Source organism: Chitinophaga sp. NPDC101104 (genome assembly GCF_050277495.1).
Classification (GTDB): Bacteria; Bacteroidota; Bacteroidia; order Chitinophagales; family Chitinophagaceae; genus Chitinophaga.
Window position 1 is genome coordinate 3,722,353 of sequence record NZ_JBNNSF010000001.1, and the last position, 19,022, is coordinate 3,741,374.

20 protein-coding genes are annotated in these 19,022 nt (G+C 54.2%); 14 read left to right on the plus strand and 6 right to left on the minus strand.

The genetic code is table 11. The features are described from left to right. Positions 1 to 33 precede the first annotated feature (33 nt). The gene (locus ACQKLP_RS15060; RefSeq protein WP_427323564.1) at positions 34 to 447 is read left to right on the plus strand and encodes a hypothetical protein; all 414 of its coding nucleotides are present in this window, start codon (positions 34 to 36) and stop codon (positions 445 to 447) included. Between the two features lie 363 nt (positions 448 to 810). Here ACQKLP_RS15060 and ACQKLP_RS15065 read toward each other — a convergent pair whose 3' ends face one another. Together ACQKLP_RS15065 and purB are read right to left on the minus strand one after the other, a co-directional pair. Further along, a complete protein-coding gene (locus tag ACQKLP_RS15065) occupies positions 811 to 1,209 on the minus strand; it encodes a thiol-disulfide oxidoreductase DCC family protein (protein WP_427323565.1) in 399 nt (132 codons plus the stop codon). Next, entirely contained in the window at positions 1,209 to 2,549 is a 1,341-nt protein-coding gene (gene purB, locus ACQKLP_RS15070) for an adenylosuccinate lyase (RefSeq protein ID WP_427323566.1), read from the minus strand. The genes ACQKLP_RS15065 and purB overlap by 1 nt, the downstream gene beginning before the upstream one ends. Before the next feature lie 92 nt (positions 2,550 to 2,641). Here purB and ACQKLP_RS15075 point away from each other — a divergent pair, with 92 nt between their 5' ends. Then, positions 2,642 to 3,379 (plus strand): menaquinone biosynthetic enzyme MqnA/MqnD family protein, encoded by a 738-nt coding sequence (locus ACQKLP_RS15075; RefSeq protein WP_427323567.1) that lies wholly within the window; start codon positions 2,642 to 2,644, stop codon positions 3,377 to 3,379. Between the two features lie 46 nt (positions 3,380 to 3,425). Beyond that, entirely contained in the window at positions 3,426 to 4,079 is a 654-nt protein-coding gene (locus ACQKLP_RS15080; protein ID WP_427323568.1) for an NADPH-dependent F420 reductase, read from the plus strand. 2 nt (positions 4,080 to 4,081) lie between these two features. On the opposite strand, the gene ACQKLP_RS15085 is transcribed toward ACQKLP_RS15080, so the two are convergent. Next, a complete protein-coding gene (locus tag ACQKLP_RS15085; RefSeq protein WP_427323569.1) occupies positions 4,082 to 5,308 on the minus strand; it encodes a TCR/Tet family MFS transporter in 1,227 nt (408 codons plus the stop codon). Positions 5,309 to 5,441: 133 nt separating this feature from the next. On the opposite strand from ACQKLP_RS15085, the gene ACQKLP_RS15090 reads away from it, so the two are divergent. Beyond that, entirely contained in the window at positions 5,442 to 5,603 is a 162-nt protein-coding gene (locus ACQKLP_RS15090; RefSeq protein WP_126243812.1) for a DUF1328 domain-containing protein, read from the plus strand. Between the two features lie 2 nt (positions 5,604 to 5,605). Here the strand turns inward: ACQKLP_RS15090 and recF are convergent, their stop codons facing one another. Beyond that, a complete protein-coding gene (gene recF, locus ACQKLP_RS15095) occupies positions 5,606 to 6,694 on the minus strand; it encodes a DNA replication/repair protein RecF (RefSeq protein WP_427323571.1) in 1,089 nt (362 codons plus the stop codon). 120 nt (positions 6,695 to 6,814) lie between these two features. Between recF and pdhA the strand changes: the two genes are divergently transcribed. The 6 genes from pdhA (at position 6,815) to ACQKLP_RS15125 (ending at position 11,022) form a co-directional block, all read left to right on the plus strand. Further along, entirely contained in the window at positions 6,815 to 7,825 is a 1,011-nt protein-coding gene (pdhA, locus tag ACQKLP_RS15100; protein ID WP_341839820.1) for a pyruvate dehydrogenase (acetyl-transferring) E1 component subunit alpha, read from the plus strand. A 31-nt stretch (positions 7,826 to 7,856) separates the two neighbouring features. After that, complete coding sequence (locus ACQKLP_RS15105) at positions 7,857 to 8,567, plus strand: tetratricopeptide repeat protein (RefSeq protein ID WP_427323572.1); 711 nt, start codon at positions 7,857 to 7,859, stop codon at positions 8,565 to 8,567. 8 nt (positions 8,568 to 8,575) lie between these two features. After that, positions 8,576 to 9,079 (plus strand): 6,7-dimethyl-8-ribityllumazine synthase, encoded by a 504-nt coding sequence (ribH, locus tag ACQKLP_RS15110; protein ID WP_427323573.1) that lies wholly within the window; start codon positions 8,576 to 8,578, stop codon positions 9,077 to 9,079. A gap of 77 nt (positions 9,080 to 9,156) precedes the next feature. Continuing rightward, complete coding sequence (locus ACQKLP_RS15115) at positions 9,157 to 9,876, plus strand: (Fe-S)-binding protein (RefSeq protein ID WP_427323575.1); 720 nt, start codon at positions 9,157 to 9,159, stop codon at positions 9,874 to 9,876. A gap of 24 nt (positions 9,877 to 9,900) precedes the next feature. After that, positions 9,901 to 10,308 (plus strand): EVE domain-containing protein, encoded by a 408-nt coding sequence (locus ACQKLP_RS15120; RefSeq protein ID WP_126243817.1) that lies wholly within the window; start codon positions 9,901 to 9,903, stop codon positions 10,306 to 10,308. A 30-nt stretch (positions 10,309 to 10,338) separates the two neighbouring features. Next, positions 10,339 to 11,022, plus strand: coding sequence for an SIR2 family NAD-dependent protein deacylase (locus ACQKLP_RS15125; protein WP_427323576.1), 684 nt, complete (start codon positions 10,339 to 10,341; stop codon positions 11,020 to 11,022). 142 nt (positions 11,023 to 11,164) lie between these two features. Here ACQKLP_RS15125 and ACQKLP_RS15130 read toward each other — a convergent pair whose 3' ends face one another. Next, the gene (locus tag ACQKLP_RS15130; RefSeq protein ID WP_427323577.1) at positions 11,165 to 12,490 is read right to left on the minus strand and encodes a saccharopine dehydrogenase C-terminal domain-containing protein; all 1,326 of its coding nucleotides are present in this window, start codon (positions 12,488 to 12,490) and stop codon (positions 11,165 to 11,167) included. A 334-nt stretch (positions 12,491 to 12,824) separates the two neighbouring features. Here ACQKLP_RS15130 and gyrA point away from each other — a divergent pair, with 334 nt between their 5' ends. From gyrA to ACQKLP_RS15150, 4 genes are all read left to right on the plus strand, one after another. Beyond that, complete coding sequence (gene gyrA / locus ACQKLP_RS15135; RefSeq protein WP_427323578.1) at positions 12,825 to 15,449, plus strand: DNA gyrase subunit A; 2,625 nt, start codon at positions 12,825 to 12,827, stop codon at positions 15,447 to 15,449. 42 nt (positions 15,450 to 15,491) lie between these two features. Continuing rightward, positions 15,492 to 16,745: a hypothetical protein gene (locus ACQKLP_RS15140; protein WP_427323579.1), complete on the plus strand. Its 1,254-nt coding sequence runs from the start codon at positions 15,492 to 15,494 to the stop codon at positions 16,743 to 16,745. A gap of 306 nt (positions 16,746 to 17,051) precedes the next feature. After that, positions 17,052 to 17,369 (plus strand): KGG domain-containing protein, encoded by a 318-nt coding sequence (locus ACQKLP_RS15145; RefSeq protein ID WP_427323580.1) that lies wholly within the window; start codon positions 17,052 to 17,054, stop codon positions 17,367 to 17,369. Positions 17,370 to 17,469: 100 nt separating this feature from the next. Further along, on the plus strand, positions 17,470 to 18,420 hold the full coding sequence (locus tag ACQKLP_RS15150; RefSeq protein ID WP_427323582.1) for an NADP-dependent oxidoreductase: 951 nt from the start codon (positions 17,470 to 17,472) through the stop codon (positions 18,418 to 18,420). 66 nt (positions 18,421 to 18,486) lie between these two features. Here ACQKLP_RS15150 and ACQKLP_RS15155 read toward each other — a convergent pair whose 3' ends face one another. Beyond that, positions 18,487 to 18,834, minus strand: a complete 348-nt coding sequence (locus ACQKLP_RS15155) for an MmcQ/YjbR family DNA-binding protein (RefSeq protein ID WP_126243823.1) — start codon at positions 18,832 to 18,834, stop codon at positions 18,487 to 18,489. Between the last annotated feature and the right edge of the window lie 188 nt (positions 18,835 to 19,022).

A 19,022-nucleotide genomic window follows, 5' to 3' on the forward strand; every position in this document is an offset into this window, starting at 1 on the left:
ATCTCCGGCCGCCAGTACCCAATCCCTACTATCATGCCATGCAATCTATTGATCCGTGGAGAAAACTTTGATGTCGATTTGTTTGTAGAACAAACAGGCATTCCACCTTATGAAATCACTCGAAAAGGCGAACAGACCGGAGCTTCGCGCCTGCAGAAAAAGACGATGCACTTGTCGACTTTGCATTACATCGTAAGTGAAGCCAATTTCGATGACCATAAAACGCAAATAGCCAATGCGTTGACTTTTTTCAGAACACATGGGGAGCAGCTGGCAAAATATGCCACAAGTGCTAATATTGATTATACATACCTGGATTTTGGCATGGATGATCATATTGGATACAACATAATATGTAAAACCTTTGAATTTCCTGCCGAACTCCTGCAATATCTGGCCGCTATTAAATGTGATTTATTGGTTGGAATATATCGTTCAAATGAGTAAAATATCAAATGCAATTATTAAATGGCTAAGGAATCCCCGAAACATTGTTTTAATCATACTGATTTCAATTGTAACTATTTACGGTTACATCAAAAATGTTTTTGGGGAAGTAATGCTGATGTTGGTAGTTGCAACTTTATTTGGGCTTCTGTTAGGATTAATAATTCGAATACTTAGCAGAAGAAAAAAATAAATAATACCTGGCAAGTGCGTTTGTTTTAGCCCTTAACCAGTCAAAAGATTTAAAGAATTCGGCGCCACACAAACGAAGGATACAAAAAACGACTGGATTGGACAGCATTGGAAATAATGATAAAAGCCTTGACCATTGCTGGACAAGGCTTTTATCGTTAAATAGAAAAATTACAAAAACTTCCCACGCACCCTCACATCCGGGACCATACAAACATCCATCTTCCCGAACCAGCGGTAACGGTTCCGCGCGATCCAGTCGTACACCGCGTCTCTGAGAAACCGCGGTACGATGATGAACGCCCACAGCAGGTTCCAGGGAAACCCCAGCCCGCGGGCCACCCGCAAAGCCGCCGAGCTCTTCACCCAGGATTTTCCATCCCGTATCAAAACGAAAGAATCCGTTTCCCGGGCGTCGATCCCGTGCGCCTGCAAAAGCGACTGACCTGCATCCGACTGCAAAGGCGCAAACCGGAACCGGTCGGCCCGGTCGTGACGGATCACGAAATTCACGCTGCCATTACAAAAACGGCAGACGCCGTCGAACAATATGACGGCCTTGTCGTGCATTAGTGGATCCCGGTATAGTTATGCGGCGTGATCGCTTTCAGCTCCTTTTTCAGGGCGGCCGTGATCTTCAGTCCGTCGATAAATTTGTGCATCGTTTTCTGCGTGATCTGTTCCCCGCCGCGGGTAAGCTCTTTCAGCGCTTCGTAAGGCTGGGGATAGTTTTCGCGGCGCAGCACGGTTTGGATGGCTTCGGCCACCACCGCCCAGTTGTGCTCCAGGTCTTCGTGCAGCTTGGCTGCGTTGAGGATGAGCTTGTTCAGCCCTTTGTCGAGGCTCTTCAGCGCCAGGAGGCTATGCGCGAAGGGAACGCCGATGTTGCGGAGAACGGTGGAATCCGTCAGGTCGCGCTGCAGGCGCGAAATGGGCAGCTTGGCCGCCAGGTGCTCGAACAGCGCGTTGGCGATGCCCAGGTTGCCTTCGGCGTTCTCGAAATCGATAGGGTTCACTTTATGCGGCATGGCGGAGGAACCAACTTCGTTCTTCTTGATCTTCTGCTTGAAGTAATCCATCGAAATGTACGTCCATACATCGCGGGAGAAGTCTACCAGGATGTTGTTCACGCGTTTGAGCGTATCGAACTGGGCCGCGATATTGTCGTAATGCTCGATCTGCGTGGTATACTGCATCCGCTGCAGGCCGAGGATGTTGTTGACGAATTTATTCCCGAATTTCTCCCAGTTTACCGCCGGGAACGCTACGTGGTGGGCGTTGAAGTTACCGGTGGCACCGCCGAATTTGGCGGCGAAGGGGATTTCCCCGAGAAGCTTCACCTGTCCTTCCAGGCGTTCCACGAACACCTGTATCTCTTTACCGAGAATGGTGGGGGAAGCGGGCTGGCCGTGGGTGCGGGCGAGCATGGGTACGGCTTTCCAGTCTTTGGCCAGCTTTTTCAGGTGGATGATGAGGTTGGAGATGGACGGGAGGTATATATGCTCAATGGCTTCTTTCCAGAGCAGGGGCGTGGCCGTGTTGTTCACGTCCTGCGAAGTGAGGCCGAAATGCACCCATTCCAGTTTGTCTTCCAGCCCGAGGCGCTTCAGTTCGTTCTTCAGGAAGTATTCTACCGCCTTTACGTCGTGGTTCGTCACTTTTTCCGTGTCTTTCACCAGCTGGGCCTGCTCCACGGTGAAATCGCGGTAAATGGCGCGCAGGGCGGGAAGCTTGGCTTTGGGAAGGGTGAACAGCTTCTGTTCGGACAGGGCGATGAAGTATTCCACCTCCACCTGTACACGGTACCGGATCAACGCAAATTCGGAAAAATAAGGGGCCAGTTCTTCGAGCTGGCCTCTGTAACGCCCGTCTACCGGGGAAATAGCAGTTAAAGCTTGTAATTGCATCATGTTAATATTATCCTGTCAATAAAGCCCCCGGTTATCCCAAAGCAGGTAATTACGGGAATTACTTTAATTTAGCAGGCTCAAAATTACAGAAATTGGAACGGAAAGTAAAAGTAGCAGCAGTGAGTTATCTGAATACGAAGCCTTTATTGTACGGATTCAGGGAACACCCGGTACTGCGGAACATGGAACTGACGGTGGATTACCCGGCAAAAATAGCCGGAGAACTGGTGGATGGAACGGTGGACGTAGGGCTCGTTCCGGTAGCGATCATTCCGAAAATGAAGGAATCGCACATTATTTCCGATTTCTGCATCGGCGCGGAAGGCCCGGTAGCGTCTGTCTGCCTCTTCAGCGAAGTGCCCCTGCAGGATATCAAAAGAATATACCTCGATTACCAGAGCCGCACTTCCGTGGCGCTCCTCAAAGTGCTCGTGCGTGAATACTGGCGCCTGGACGTGGAATTCGTGGAAACCACGGGCGAATTCCAGCATCTCATCACCGGAACGGACGCAGCCCTCGTCATCGGCGACCGCGCCCTGCACCAGCGGCTGATCTCCTCGTTCGTCTACGACCTGGCCGAACACTGGATCCGCTTCACCAGCCTGCCTTTCGTGTTCGCAGCATGGATCAGCAACAAACCGCTGGACATCAAGTTCATCCAGCAGTTCAACGACGCCAACGCCATCGGCCTCAACAATATCCCCGCCGTGGTGGGTGAAAATACTTATGGCGCTTACGATCTGACCGTTTATTACACCAAAAACATCAGCTACCGCCTCACGCCCAGCAAACGCCAGGGCTTGTCGCGTTTTTTGAGCTATCTGCAATAATCCCGCAGGATTTGCTTAAATTAGGATAGAAGCAAATCTGTTCGGTATGAAGATCGCCATCCTCGGGTCCGGCGACGTAGGCCTGACGCTGGCCGCCGCTTTTTCGGAGCGCGGCCACGCCGTGATGATCGGGACCCGGCACACGCAAAAGGAAGGTTTGCAGGATTGGCTCAAAGCCCATCCCGCCGCCACATCAGGCACATACTCTGAAACCGCCGCCTTCGGGGACGTCATCGTGCTTTGCACGGGGTGGACCGGCACCAAAGCCGCCATCGAAATGGCCGGTATCTGGAATTTCAAGAAAAAGATCGTGATCGACGTGACCAACCCGCTGGACGGGAAGGGCCCCGACGCCGCCGGCCGCCTGCACCTGGCCACCGGCCACGCCAAATCGGGCGGGGAGCAGGTACAGTCCTGGTTGCAAGACGCACATGTCGTCAAAGCCCTCAATACCATCGGCAACACCCGGATGGTGGCGCCTTTGTACGAAGAAGGCACTCCGGCCATGTTCATCGCAGGAAACGACGACCTGGCCAAGCTCGCCGTTACCGACATTCTTGGCCAGCTGGGATGGAAAGACGTTGTGGATGTGGGAGAAATCCCCATGAGCCGGCACCTCGAATCCATGTGCGTGGTCTGGTGCGCATACGGCTTCCGGAATGGCAGCTGGGACCATGCCTTCGCCCTCCTCCGGAAATAACCTTACTTCACATCCGCCTTCGTATGCTTCCGGAACGCCCGGATGGCCAGCAACGCGCCCGACAGCGTGAGAACGGCCGCCATTAAGAAAGGTGCGGAAGGGAGATGGATGAGCGCGCCTTCCTGCGTGCTGAAGTGGAAAAGGCCCGTCATCAGCAACGGCCCCACGATGTTCGTCAAACTGATGAGACTGGTAAACGTGCCCTGCAGCTCGCCCTGCTCGTTGGCAGGCACCTGGTTGGAAATAACGCCTTGCAGGCTGGGCCCGAAAATCCCGCCCAGGCCATACAGGCCCAGGATGGGGAACATCATCCAACCTTCCGTGGCCAGCGCGAACAGCAGGAAAGAAACCCCGTAAATCAGGAGCCCGATATACACCGCCCGGTGGTAACCCAGCTTCGGCAGCACGATGCGGATCAGCCCGCCCTGCACGATGATGAGCATCAATCCCGCGAAAGAAAGCGAATACCCCACCATCGTTTCCGTCCATTTGAACACGAACATGGTATAATAGGTCCAGTTGCTCTGGATGGCGTGGATAGCCGTGTAAATCAGCGCCACGGAGCCCAGCAGCGGATAAATATACCGGTACCGCTTCATCTGCCGCAGCCCGCCCCAGGGGTTGGCGCGCGACCAGTCGAACGGCCGCCGGTTCTCCGGTTTCAGCGATTCGGGGAGAATGAAATAGCCGTACAGCGCATTGAGGAGCGATAGCCCGGCCGTTATGAAAAACGGTGCCCGCAGCCCCCAGGTATGGCTCACCAGCCCGCCGATCACCGGGCCGAGCATGAACCCGATACCGACGGCCATGCCCAGCAAACCAAAGTTCTGGGCACGCTTTTCGGGGGTGCTGACATCGGCGATGTAGGCGGAAGCGGCCGTCATGCTGGCGCCGGTGATCCCGATGAAAATCCGGCCTACGAACAGCCAGAAGATCGTGGGCGCATAGGCGAGGAACAGGTAATCGATGCCCATACCCGCCATAGACAGCAGCAGTACCGGCCGGCGGCCGTATTTATCGGAAAGGCCGCCCAGGATGGGAGCGAAGAAGAATTGCATGAAGGCGTAGGCGAAAGTGAGCCATCCCCCGTACCAGGCAGCATCGCTTTCGTTGCCGCCGATCAGTTGTTCGATCAGTTTGGGTACCACGGGCATGATGATCCCGAAGCCGATAAAGTCGATGAGTAACGTAATGAAAATGAAGGTCAATGGCCCCGAGAATCGCCGCATTTTGTGGTAAAATTTGCGCAAAACTACAGGAATCGGGTCAGGAATGGACCGTTAAATGACATACGGCATTCGTGGAATGATGTTTGCCAAACATTCAGTATAATATCATTGTTTCACTTTAAAACCCTTTATTATGTTACGCTGGGCAGTTATTTTCCTCATCATCGCCATTGTGGCGGCCATATTCGGGTTCGGCGGCATCGCGGCGGGCGCCGTGGGCATCGCCAAGATCCTTTTCTTTATATTCCTGGTATTGTTCCTGATATCCCTCATCAGCGGGCTTATCCGCCGGTAGGGTCAGTTTTCCTGCATGGAGATCAGCTGGATGGCATCGGGACAGGCGGCGAAGGCGTCCCTGAGGCGCTCGCCGTGGGTATCGGTGATGAAAACCTGCCCGTAATCGGGCCGGAGCACCAGTTGAATGAGCCGGGAAACCCGCTCCTGGTCCAGCTTTTCGAATACATCGTCGAGCAGCAGGATGGGAGGGAAGCACTTGTGCGCACGGATCGCCTCGTATTGTGCCAGCTTGAGCGCGAATAAAAAGCTCTTGCGCTGGCCCTGCGAGGCGCTCGTTTTCATGGGATGCTCGTCGAGCAGGAACAGGAGATCGTCGCGATGGATGCCCTGGGTAGTCCGCTGCACCTGTTTGTCACGCAACCTGGACTGTGCCAGGAGCGTGGCCAGCGGCTGTTCCAGCAACTGGCTCTGGTAGCGGAAAGCCACGGTCTCGTGGCTGCCGGCGAGGTAATCGTACCGTTCCTGGACCTGGTCGATGAACCCGGGCAGGAATGCCTTCCTCGCTTCGAACACGGGCGTGGCGTGCTGTACGAGCTGTTCGTCGAAAATATCGAGCAGCGGATCGGGGCTCTGGACCATGGAGGCCATGGTTTTGAGCAGGGAATTCCGTTGCTGGAGGATTTTATGGTAGGCGAGGAGATGATCCAGGTAACCGGGCACGAGCTGCGACAGCAACCCGTCGAGCCACTTGCGGCGGTCTTCGCTGCCACCGAGGATGATCTCCGCATCGTCCGGCGCGATCATGACGGCGGGGAAGTGGCCGATATGGCGGGAGAAGCGGTCGTACGGTTCATCGTTGAGCGCGATGTCCTTTTTCCCGTCTTTGACGGTGCAGACGATCTTTTCGGGCTGGTCGTGGCGCACGAGGGCCGCTTCCAGCCGGAATCCGTTCATGGTGTACTGGACGTTCTGGCTTTCGATGGAGCTGAAATAGCTTTTGGTGAAACAGAGATAATATATGGCGTCGAGCAGGTTGGTCTTGCCCGAACCGTTCCTGCCGGTGATGCCGACGATGCGGGAATGGAACCGGAAGGTGCGGTGCGAATAATTCTTGAATTGCGTGAGCGCTATGGAGGATATCGTCAACAAGCTGTGGGAATGGTTTGAACTGCCGGAATGCCGTCTGCCGCAAGGCGTTAAGACATCCTTCTGCAAAATTGCTTGAATTTGCAGATTTTCCTGTTATATTTGCGAACAAATTTAGAAATAGTGCAAACTTTAACAGACGTGAAAACGAAATTCACCAAAGAGACATATCTGTACTGGTACGAATTGATGCTGTTACTGCGTCGCTTCGAGGAGAAGTCAGGGCAATTATACGGAATGCAGAAGATACGCGGTTTCTGTCACCTGTACATTGGTCAGGAGGCGATTGCGGCAGGCGCTATGACGGCCACGAAACCCGGCGATAAATTCATTACGGCATATCGCGACCACGCTTTGGCGATCGCGAAGGGTATTTCGGCGAAGGCTTGTATGGCCGAGCTGTACGGTAAAGCGACCGGCTGCTCGAAAGGCAAGGGCGGATCGATGCACTTTTTCTCGAAGGAACACGGATTTTTCGGCGGTCACGGTATCGTGGGCGCACAAATCGGCACCGGCGCAGGCCTGGCATTCGCCGAACAATACCTGGGCACCGATAACGTAGTGCTCGCATTCTTCGGTGACGGCGCCGCCCGCCAGGGTATGCTGCACGAAACCTTCAACATGGCCATGCTGTGGAAGCTTCCCGTAATTTTCATCTGCGAGAACAACCACTACGCCATGGGTACTTCCGTTGAACGTACATCCAACGTACTCGATATCTACAAACTGGCAGACGCTTACGAAATGCCCGCCGATTCCATCGACGGCATGAGCTGCGAAGCCGTTCACGAAGGCATCGCCCGCGCGGTAGCCCGCGGCCGTGAAGGCGGCGGACCGACCCTGCTGGAAATCAAAACCTACCGCTACCGCGGCCACTCCATGTCCGACCCGGCCAAATACCGCACCAAGGAAGAAGTGGAAGAATACAAACAGCGCGACCCCCTCACCATCGTAGAAGAAACGCTGCTGAAAAACAAATGGGCTACCGAAGCCGACATCGAAGCCATCGCGGAAAGAGTTAAACAGGAAGTGGAAGAATCCGTTCAATTCGCGGAAGAAAGCCCCTGGCCGTCTGACGACGAGCTGCTGAAAGATGTTTACATCCAGGAAGACTATCCGTTCATCGTCGACTAAATCCATCCCTGTCTACCTATTATAGTTCATTATGCAAACAACCATGGCAGAAAATAAAAACACTAAACAGCCCGAAAAGGCGGTGAAAAACCAGGACTTCGACCTGCAGGCATCTGCAGACCGTGCTTCTGATTTCTACAGCAAGAACAAGAACGTCATCAACATCGCCCTGCTGGCATTCGTGCTGGGCTTCGGCGGATATTTCGCTTACAAGCGTTTCGTAAAGGCCCCGGCAGAAGAGAAAGCGCAGGTAGCCATTTTCCAGGCGCAGAACTTCTTCGCAGCCGATTCGCTGAGCAAAGCGCTCAATGGCGACGGCAACAACTACGGTTTCCTCCAGGTGATCGATAAATACGGCAGCACCAAAGCCGGCAACCTCGCCCGTTACTATGCAGGCGTTTGCCACGTTCGCCTCGGTGAATTCCAGAAAGGGATCGACCAGCTGAAGCAATTCTCCAGCTCCGACATCGTGATCTCTTCCATCGCGAACGGCCTCATCGGAGACGCTTACATGGAACTGAACAACGCTGCAGACGCCGTTAGCTACTACAAAAAAGCAGGCGCATCCGATAACGAGATCACTTCGCCCATGTACCTCATGCGCGCAGGCCTGGCCCTCGAAAAAGCCAACAAGCCCGATGAAGCGATCGCCGTTTACCAACAAATCAAACAAAAATACCCCCGCACCAACGAAGGCCGTGAAATGGAGAAATACCTGGCAAGATTGGGCGTGGTGAAATAATCCGGGAAATGTCCGTACACAATCAGACTTTACTCAACAACACTGGCATTCTTCAACTGGAGGGTGCCAGTGTTGTTATTGTATCTACAGAATGGAACGATTTCGTCACCAACGAACTGGTGGCGGGTGCCGAACGTACGCTCACCGAGCAGAAAGTAAATTTCAGCACCTACGTCGTGCCGGGCTCCTTTGAGCTGCCGTTCGCCTGCAAACAAATCTGGGAACAAACCCGCGGCACCGGCGCCCAACCGTCTGCCATCATCGCTTTCGGATGCGTCATCCGCGGAGAAACCCCGCACTTCGATTATGTATGCAAGGCCGTGACAGACGGGATCCTCCAACTGAACCTCGAGCTGCCCATCCCCGTGATCTTCGGCGTGCTTACCGTTAACACGGTAGAACAGGCCACAGACCGTCTTGGCGGCGCTCACGGCCATAAAGGGGAAGAAGGCGCGCTCACCGCCCTCAAGATGATCGGATTTCAACGTCAACTGGCAAAAAGTGCCCGATAATAGCGAAGTTAACAGCAGCTTGAATTGTTTGCAGCCCTTAACTTTGTCTGCTCATTACCCAAACTGATAACACCAGCATGAACGTACATCTTTTCATACCGTGCTTCGTAGACCAGCTCTTTCCTGAAACCGCCTTCAACATGGTGAAAGTCCTGGAAAAACTCGGCTGCACCGTGCATTACAATACCGATCAAACCTGCTGCGGCCAGCCCGCCTTCAACGCAGGGTACCAGGATGAATGCCGGAGCGTGGCCACCAAGTTCCTCAAAGACTTCCACGTGTACGACTATATCGTGGCGCCCAGCGGGTCCTGCACCGGCTTCGTACGGAATTACTACGGCAAACTGTTCGATAATTCCGCCGCACATAACGACGTAAAACTCCTCCGCAAAAACCTCTACGAATTCACGGAGTTCCTCGTAGACGTGCTCGGCGTAACCGACATCGGCGCTACCCTCGAAGGCGTCGGCACTTATCACGATGCCTGCGGCGCCCTGCGCGAATGCGGCATCAAGGAAGGCCCGCGCAAACTCCTGGCCAACGTGAAAGGCCTCGAACTGCGCGAGATGAACGAATCGGAAACCTGCTGCGGGTTCGGCGGCACCTTTGCCGTGAAATTCAAACCCATTTCCCTCGGAATGGGAGAGCAGAAAGTGCACAATTCGGCAGACACCGGTGCGGATTACCTCATCTCCACCGACCTCAGCTGCCTCATGCACCTCGACGGCTACATCCGTAAACACGGACAAAACATTAAAATCATGCACATCGCGGACGTACTGGCCAGTGGCTGGTAACCCGCGCACATAAAGCGATTCGGAATGCAATATTGGTTAGTGAAATCGGAACCGTTCAAATATTCCTGGGACCAATTCGTGAAAGACAAGCAGACGTTCTGGGACGGCGTGCGCAACTACGCCGCCCGCAATAACCTCCGCTCCATGAAGAAAGGCGACCAGGTGTTGTGGTACCACAGCAACGAAGGGCTCGAGATCGTAGGCATCGCCAAAGTGGTGAAAGAATCCTACCAGGACCCCACCACGCCCGATCCCGCCTGGCTCGCGGTAGACCTCGCTCCGGTGAAGAAGCTCAAAAAGCCCGTCACCCTCGCGCAGATAAAGGCCGAAAAGAGCCTCGCGAACATGGACCTCATACGGCTCGGCCGCCTATCGGTCGGAACGGTGAAACCCGAAGAATTCGAAAAAATCATGGAAATGGCAGGCATGTAAGCCTGTCATTTCTTATTAAACCCGAAAGATATGAAACCCAAACTGGTCGTGCTTTCCGGCGCAGGCATCAGCGCCGAGAGCGGTCTCCGCACCTTCCGCGATTCCGACGGCCTGTGGGAAGGGCACGACGTCTACGAAGTGGCCTCGCCCACCGGCTGGCAGAACAATCCCTCCCTCGTCCAGGAATTCTACAACCTGCGCCGCAAAGACGTGCTGGCCGCCATGCCCAACGCCGCGCATAGCGGACTGGCGCAACTGGAGCAGTGGTACGACGTGCGGGTGATCACCCAGAACATCGACGACCTGCACGAGCGCGGCGGCTCCACCCGCGTGCTGCACCTCCACGGCGAAATTCTCAAAATGCGCAGCGTGCATGATGAAACCACGCTGTACGAGATCCGGGAAGATATCCAAATGGGGCAACTGGCGCCCGACGGCGGACAGTTCCGGCCGCACGTGGTGTGGTTCGGGGAAGATGTAAGCATGATACAGCCGGCGGTGCTGGAGATCGTGCAGGCGGATGTGTTCGTGCTGATCGGCACGTCGCTGAACGTATACCCGGCGGCAGGGCTGGTGAATTATCTGCGGGCGGATGTGCCGCGGTATATCATCGACAAAAAAATTCCGCCGGTGAGCGATTCCCATAGCTGGACGCTGATCGAAAAACCGGCGACGGAAGGAGTGGCGGAGCTGCTGGATTTGCTGCGACCCTAAAAAAATAGCCGCCCCGGTACTACCGGGACGGCCCATACTTTCACTTGTTCAACTTCCTCTTCTAGGAGTAGTCATAGGAAAAATGACTTGAATCCCGGGATGAAAGCGGCTGCATCTTCGGCCTGTGTGCAATGTGATTTCCTCAATCGAAAGTTTCCTCGAACCTGATATCGAATTCCTCCAGTTCGCGGAGGACGGGATTGTAGATGTCCGGCATAACGGGGATCTGCAGGCCTGTGAGGCTTACCTGGCCGGAGAGGACCAGTTTGGCCAGGATGCCGAGGGGCAGCCCTACCGTTTTTGCCATGGCGGTGCGCAGGTTATCTTCTCCCTGCACGATCATGTAACTTGATAATTTAGTGCTCATGTTGCGCCGCTCGAACTCGATCTCGTGCAACATTACGATCATGTCTTTGTCGGATGGCTCCATTCTCAGGCGGGCTTCGAGTACATGCTGCAAAACGCCCGCGTTGGTCTGTTCCCCTAAGTTAATCAAATCTCCGTTCAAAATGCCCAAAAATTTCAGTTGGCGGATCAGTTTGCTTTTGCTGCTGACGCCGAGGAACTGGGCTACGTTCTCTTCCGGGCTGAGCTGCTCGTCTGCCGTAATGTTCTGCATGGCCCATGCGGAATAGGCCAGCTTGTCGGTCGGGCGTTTCTTCTTATCGTCGGTAAGCCCCAGCCGTACCACGGCGTTCCAGCCTTCGCAGAAATCGGGATAGCGGAGGGTGGCGCGCATGAAGGTGGGCACGTTGGAGAGGTTGTAAATATCGGTGTAGTTGAGGGAATCTCGGTTGGGATACCAGGCGAGTTTGCCGAGGCCGGGCACCTGGATGGTTTTGGACTGGTCGAACAGGTGCTCGTAGGCCACTTCCTTCACCTTGCCCTTTTCGCGGTAAATGGCGCCGGAAGTGCCCGCCAGCACGATGTTCCGCGCGTTCCACGAAATTTTGTACTGCCAGGGGTTGTCGTTGCTTTCAGGGGAAATGAGCCCGCCGCAATAAGAGCGGAAGCAGGAGATCTGGCCGCCTTTCTTCTCGATCGACTGGATGAGTTTCATGGCAGACATATGATCGATCCCGGGGTCGAGGCCCATTTCGTACATGAAGAGCAGGCCGGCCTGCTCGATTTCCTTTTCCAGTTTGCGGATTTCCGGATCGATGTAAGACGCGGTAAGGAGGTTCTTGCCGAATTGCAGGCAGTCGCGCGCCACCGTGATGTGCAGGGCGGGCGGGAGCAGGGAAATGACGAGGTCGGTTTCCCGGACGAGGGGTTGGCGGACCGAAGCGTCTTTCACATCGATCGCCGCTGCCGTGGCGTAATACGACTTCCCGATCTTGGATTTGATCAGCATGAGGTCGTTATCCACTACGGTGATATGCCATTTTTGCCGGGGCGCATTGGCCAGCAGGTAATCGATCAGTACGGTCGCTGACTTGCCGGCGCCAAACAATAGAACATGCTTCATAAGAGACTCAGGTGGTTAAAACTACCAAACGAAAACAATAATTTCCGGCGAATGTTCAGATAACCGCTGTTTTCCAGAACATTCGAACAATTGATTCCGCTCGTTTATAAGGGCTGATTTTCATAGGGTTATAAACAAATTGCTTGCCAATTTGTGATCGGCTGGTATATATCAATTTTAAGATATATAGAACATTTACCGGAGATGACGCGAAAGTAGGAATATTCCCTCATTTTTATTCACAATTAGCCCCCAAAGCACCGGAATCCGGCCTGAAATCGTTATATTTGCTCTTTATTTAAGGATACGGAAAAACCTGTAAACCAATAACATAATGATAGAGAACACGGACAATCAAGACAATCAAAAGGAAGGTAGAATTGTTCCGATCAACATTGAGGAGCAGATGAAGACGGCGTACATCGATTATTCGATGTCCGTGATCGTAGGCCGCGCGTTGCCGGACGTCAGGGATGGTTTCAAGCCCGTTCACCGCCGCGTGCTGTTCGGCATGCACGAGCTGGGGAACACGCACAACAAGCCTTACAAGAAATCTGCCCGTGTTGTTGGGGACGTAATGGGTAAATATCACCCGCATGGTGACGCTTCCGTGTACGATACCATGGTGCGTATGGCCCAGCCCTGGTCGCTCCGCTACATGCTGATCGACGGGCAGGGTAACTTCGGATCGATCGATGGCGACATGCCCGCGGCCATGCGTTATACCGAGGTGCGCCTGCAGAAGATCGCTGAAGCGATGCTGGAAGACCTCGAAAAAGACACCGTGGATTTCACGCTTAACTTCGATGACACCCTCGAAGAGCCCCTGGTACTGCCCACCCGCATCCCGAACCTGCTCGCCAACGGCGCCAGCGGTATCGCGGTAGGGATGGCCACCAACATCATGCCCCACAACCTGTCCGAACTCGTGGACGGGCTCACGGCCATGATCGAAAACCGCGACATCACTACGGAAGAACTGATCAAGCATATCAAAGCCCCCGACTTCCCGACGGGCGGCATCATATACGGTTTCGAAGGCGTTAAACAGGGCTTCGAGACCGGCCGCGGCAGGGTAGTAGTACGCGGCAAGATCATGTCCGAAACGGCCAAATCCGGTAAGGAAAAACTCGTGATCTACGAACTGCCTTACCAGGTGAACAAAGCCGTGCTCCACCAGAAAATCGCACAGCTGGTCAACGATAAGGTGATCGAAGGCATCTCCGACGTGCGCGACGAGAGCGACCGCGAAGGCATGCGCCTGGTGATCGACCTCAAGCGCGAAGCGATCCCCAACGTCATCATCAACCAGCTGTACAAATACTCCGAGCTCCAGACCTCTTACGGTATCAACAACGTAGTGCTCGTAAAAGGCCGGCCCCGGATCATGAACCTGCGCGAGCTCCTGACGGAATTCATCGAGTTCCGCCACGAAGTGGTGACCCGCCGCACGCAGTTCGAACTGCGTGAAGCGGAAAAGAAAGCCCACATCCTCGCGGGTTATCTCATCGCCCTCGACCATCTCGACGAAGTGATCGCCCTCATCCGCAACTCGGCCACCCCGGACGTTGCCCGCGAAGGCCTCATGTCCAGCTTCGGGCTGAGCGAGATCCAGGCGAAAGCCATCCTGGAATTGCGCCTCCAGAGGTTGACAGGCATGGAACGCGACAAAATCCGTGAAGAATACGAAGAGATTATGCAACTCATCGGCAGACTGAAGGAAATCCTCGGGGACGAAGGCCTCCGGATGCAAATCATCAAGACGGAACTGGAAGAAGTGAAAAAGAAATTCGGCGACGAAAGAAAGACCGAGATCCAGTACCTCGCAGCCGAAATGCGCATCGAAGATATCATTGCCGAGGAAGACGTGGTGATCACCATTTCCCACCTGGGCTACATCAAGCGTACCTCCGCGTACGACTACCGCCAGCAGAAACGCGGCGGCCGCGGCGCCATCGGCGGCAAAACGCGCGACGAAGACTATATCGAGCACCTGTTCGTAGCGTCTACCCACCACACCATGCTGTTCTTCACCGAAAAAGGCCGCTGCTACTGGCTCAAGGTGTACGAAATCCCCGAGGGTGAGAAATCCAGCAAGGGCCGCGCCATCCAGAACCTCATCACCCTGCCGTCTGACGACAAGATCCGCGCGATCATCGACATTAAGGACCTGGGCGACAAAGACTTCATCAACAGCCACTATATTGTGCTCTGTACCCGCAACGGTATTATCAAGAAAACCTTGCTGGAAGAGTTCAGCCGCCCGCGCACCAATGGCGTGAACGCGATCACGGTGAACGACGGCGACCAGCTGCTGGAAGCCAAACTGACCAACGGCAACAGCGAGATCATGATGGCCGTGAAGAGCGGCCGCGCGATCCGCTTCCCTGAAAATACCGTGCGCGACACCGGCCGCGGCGCCATCGGGGTAAGGGGTATCGAGGTCGATAATGAGAAAGACGAAGTGGTTGGTATGATTTGTGTTGATAAGGAAGATAAGACGAAAACCGTCCTCGTGGTATCCGAGAAAGGGTTCGGCAAACGGACCGACATCGAGGAATACCGCATCACCAATCGCGGGGGTAAAGGGGTAAAAACTATCAGCATTACCGAAAAGACCGGCTCTCTCATCTCCATCGTGGACGTTACCGAAACGAACGACCTGATGATCACCTGCAAATCCGGTATCACCATCCGCATGGCGGTGGCAGACGTCCGCGAAGCTGGGCGCGCTACCCAGGGCGTAAGGCTCATCCGTATGGACGAATCCGATGAAATCGCCGCCGTAGCACGGCTCGACGAGCAGGAGGAAGACGAGATCGTTGAAAACGCCGAAGGCGTGGAAGGTGGTGAAGAAGGAGCGGAAGGTACTGCTGAAGGTGCCGGATCGGCCGGTGAAACTGCTGAAGGCGGTGAAGAGGCCGCTGGTGAAGCCGCTTCCGAGCCCACTGAAGAGTAAACCATTAACAATTAACGATAATTATTTAAAAACCTGAGCCACATGAAAAAACTATTTGTAACGCTTCTCTTTTGCGGCGCCGGATTTGCAGCCATGGCGCAGAAAGCAAAGGTGAACAGTGCAGATGAATACCTGAAAAGCGACAAAATCGACCAGGCGAAAGCCGATATCGAAGCGGCGCTCGCTCATGAAAAGACCAAGGACGATGCCCGTACCTGGTACGTAAAAGGCAAAATCTACGAAGCCCTTGCTACCAAGAACAAAAGCGCGGCCGACGCGGAAGTTGCTTTCGAAGCCTTCAAAAAAGCCCTCGAAATCAACCCCAAACTCCCGGAAGCCCTCCTGGAAATGAATAACCGCATGTTCAACGTGTACGCCACCATCGGCAATGCCGGTTATGGCAACCTGAACGATCAGAAATGGGACTCCTCCTTCATCTACTTCAAAAAAGCGGTAGAAGTACGCGACTACTACAACGGTAAAAACCTCGGCGGCTCCATCCCGACAGACACCGCCATGGTATTCTACGCCGGTTACGCCGCCCAGCAGGCCGGTAAAAAGGACGACGCTTTCGAACTGCTGAAAAAAGCAGCCGATCTCCAGTTCAAAACCGAACCCGCCCTCTACGTTGTACTGGCTCAGCAATACGAAGAACGCGGCGATAACGCCAACTGGCTCGGCACCATCGAAAAAGCGAAAGGCCTCTTCCCGGCAGACAAACGCTTTAACGATATGGAAATGCTCTACTATTCCAAAACCGGTAAAACGGACGACCTGTTGAGCATGCTCGAGAAAAAAGTGAACGAGAACCCCAGCGATTTCAGCCTCGTGCTGGATTACGCCATCCGTCTCGATAACGTAGCCAACCCCCGCGACGAGAAAGGCAACGACGTGGCGAAACCCGCCAACTACGACGCCCTCATGAACAAAGCGGAAGAAGCTTACAAAAAAGCACTGGCCATCAAGGCTGACGACGCCACCGCCAACTTCCAGCTCGGCGCCCTTTACTTCAACCGCGCAGTAGCCAGCAACAAAGAGCTGAACTCCCTGAGCAGCAAGGAGCAAACCGGCCCCAAAGCGAAAGAACTGCAAGGTAAAGTTCAAGGCCTCATGGACCAGTCGCTCCCGTACTTCGAAAAAGCCGACGCCGGTTTCACCGCCATGGGCAGCAAAATGGAAGCCAGCGACAAACGCACTTTCGAAAGCGCCCTCTACGCGCTCCAGAAAATCTACGCGATCAAAAACATGAACGATAAAGTAGAAACCGTGAAAAAGAAACTGGAAGGCCTGAACTGATCAGGATCCATTCCACATAAAAAAGGCAAGGGGCAACCCTTGCCTTTTTTGTTGCCCGCCGCAGCCGCACATCCCAAACTGCCGCCATATTTCCACAGTCGTTTCCCTACGCAAACAAGTAAGTGATTTTCATGGGTTTGCAATAGCGTATTGTTAATCAGGCATTATCATTTTAACATCATTAATATGTATCCACCCCGATGCGTTGGCATGGTAATTCGCGTATGTGATTGGAAAACATGTAATTAATTCCAATAACCATATCAAATCCTTACAATTATGGTCACACGAACAAAACCTACTGACATGCAGGAGCAACATCACGAAAACATGCTGATGAAAGACGCGAACAGGCAGGAGCGTTACGGAGAACAGGAATTCAACGACGACAACAACAACCGGCTGGAAGGATACGACGAAAACGAACTGAACACGACCGACCGCCGTCACCAGCGTGAAGCCGAAATGGCCGACGGAGATGCTGCCGCACATGGCGAAACGCCCAAAAGGACTCCCAGCAGAAGGGGTTTTGCGGCTATGGACAAGGAAAAACAACGCCAGATCGCCAGCAAGGGTGGCAAGGCCTCGCATGGCGGTGGCCGCAAACCCAGCAAACCCCGCTGAGGCGGATAAGGACATTAAAAAGCGTGTGCCCGTCTCCGGTACACGCTTTTTTTATGCCCGGGCCCGCATTTTACGTAAATTGACATTCAATCATTGTCTTATGAAAGCAGTAGCAGTCAACCAGTTCAAAAGCATTCCCCAGGTGATGGACCTGCCCGAACCGCCCGTGAAAGCCGGCACCATCCGCATCCGGCTCGCCGCGGCAGGGCTCAACCCGTTCGACTGGAAGTTGGTAGACGGCATCCTTGAAAACCAGATGCCGCACGTATTCCCCATGATCCTCGGTACAGACGGGGCCGGTGTAGTGGAATCGGTGGGCGCGGGCGTAGACCGTTTCAAAGTGGGCGACCGGGTATATGGCCAGATGATCCATCCGCCGGTCGGCGAAGGGTCTTATGCCGAAATGGTGACCGTTCCCGATTCCGTGGCTATCGCCGCCGCGCCACATTCCATTGCGCTTTCCGATGCCGCGGCGCTGCCGACGGCAGGGATGACGGCGCTGCAGCTACTGGACCGCTCCGGGTTGACGGAAGGGCAAAAACTGCTGCTCATTGGCGCCACCGGCGGCGTAGGCTCGTTTTTGACGCAAGTCGCCAAAGCAAGGGGGATTTACGTCATAGCTACCGCATCCAGTGAGGAATCGGCGGCGCGGACCCAACAGCTGGGCGCTGCGGAAACTATCAATTACAAAACGGCGCCCGTGGAGGAACAGTTTCCCGGCGGGGCCGATGCGCTGATCGACCTGGTGAGCGATAAAGTGAATTTTGAAAAGATGCTGCCGCTGGTGAAGAAAGGCGGACATGTAAACACCACGCAGTTTGTGGCGGATAAAGACCGCATCCATGAGCTCGGGCTGCGGGGCGGGAATTTCGAGACCAAAGGCACGCCCGCTTCGCTCGATGCCCTCCGGGAACTGATCGATAACGGAAGGCTTACCGTACCGGTGGACCGCCGGATCCCGCTCGACCAGGCGCCCCAGGCGATCGCGGATAGCCGTGCGGCGAAGAGCAAGGGCAAGACCATCCTCCTCATCGACACTTCACTGGATTAAACCCTGAGATATTATAACATGACCGCCGCCGCGGCCGGGTACAACCGGGCTGCGGCGGCGTCGTTTTTAGCCGAGCTGTTCACGGACCTTTTTGGGCAGTCCCTTTACGACGAGGTCGTAAGAATTGCGGGTCCATTCCAGGAGCAGCCGGTCCGGGATGGAGCCGTCGAGCAAAACGGTGTTCCAGTGCTTTTTATTCATATGATAGCCGGGCAGTACGCCTTCATACCTTTCCCGCAGTTCTTCCACCAATTCCGGGTCGCATTTCAGGTTGATGCTTTCGAACGATTCGATGTCTACCAAAGCGAACAGTTTACCCATGACGGTAAATACCAGTGTGGTTTCCCCGAAAGGGAACCCTTCGGCGGTACCCGGGAGGGACAGGCAATATTCCTGGAGTTTCTCGAGATTCATGTCCACAATTTACTGAAAAACTTCATTGTGGAGGAAAAGCCGGTTACGGATAGGATTCCTTACATTTTTGACCGATCGATGAATTTGATTTAGAATTAAATAATGGCCACTAACGAACATTTTACATCAATCTAACCGACTGGAAATCAATATCTACTTACAATTAAATATTAAATAACTGTTGTTTT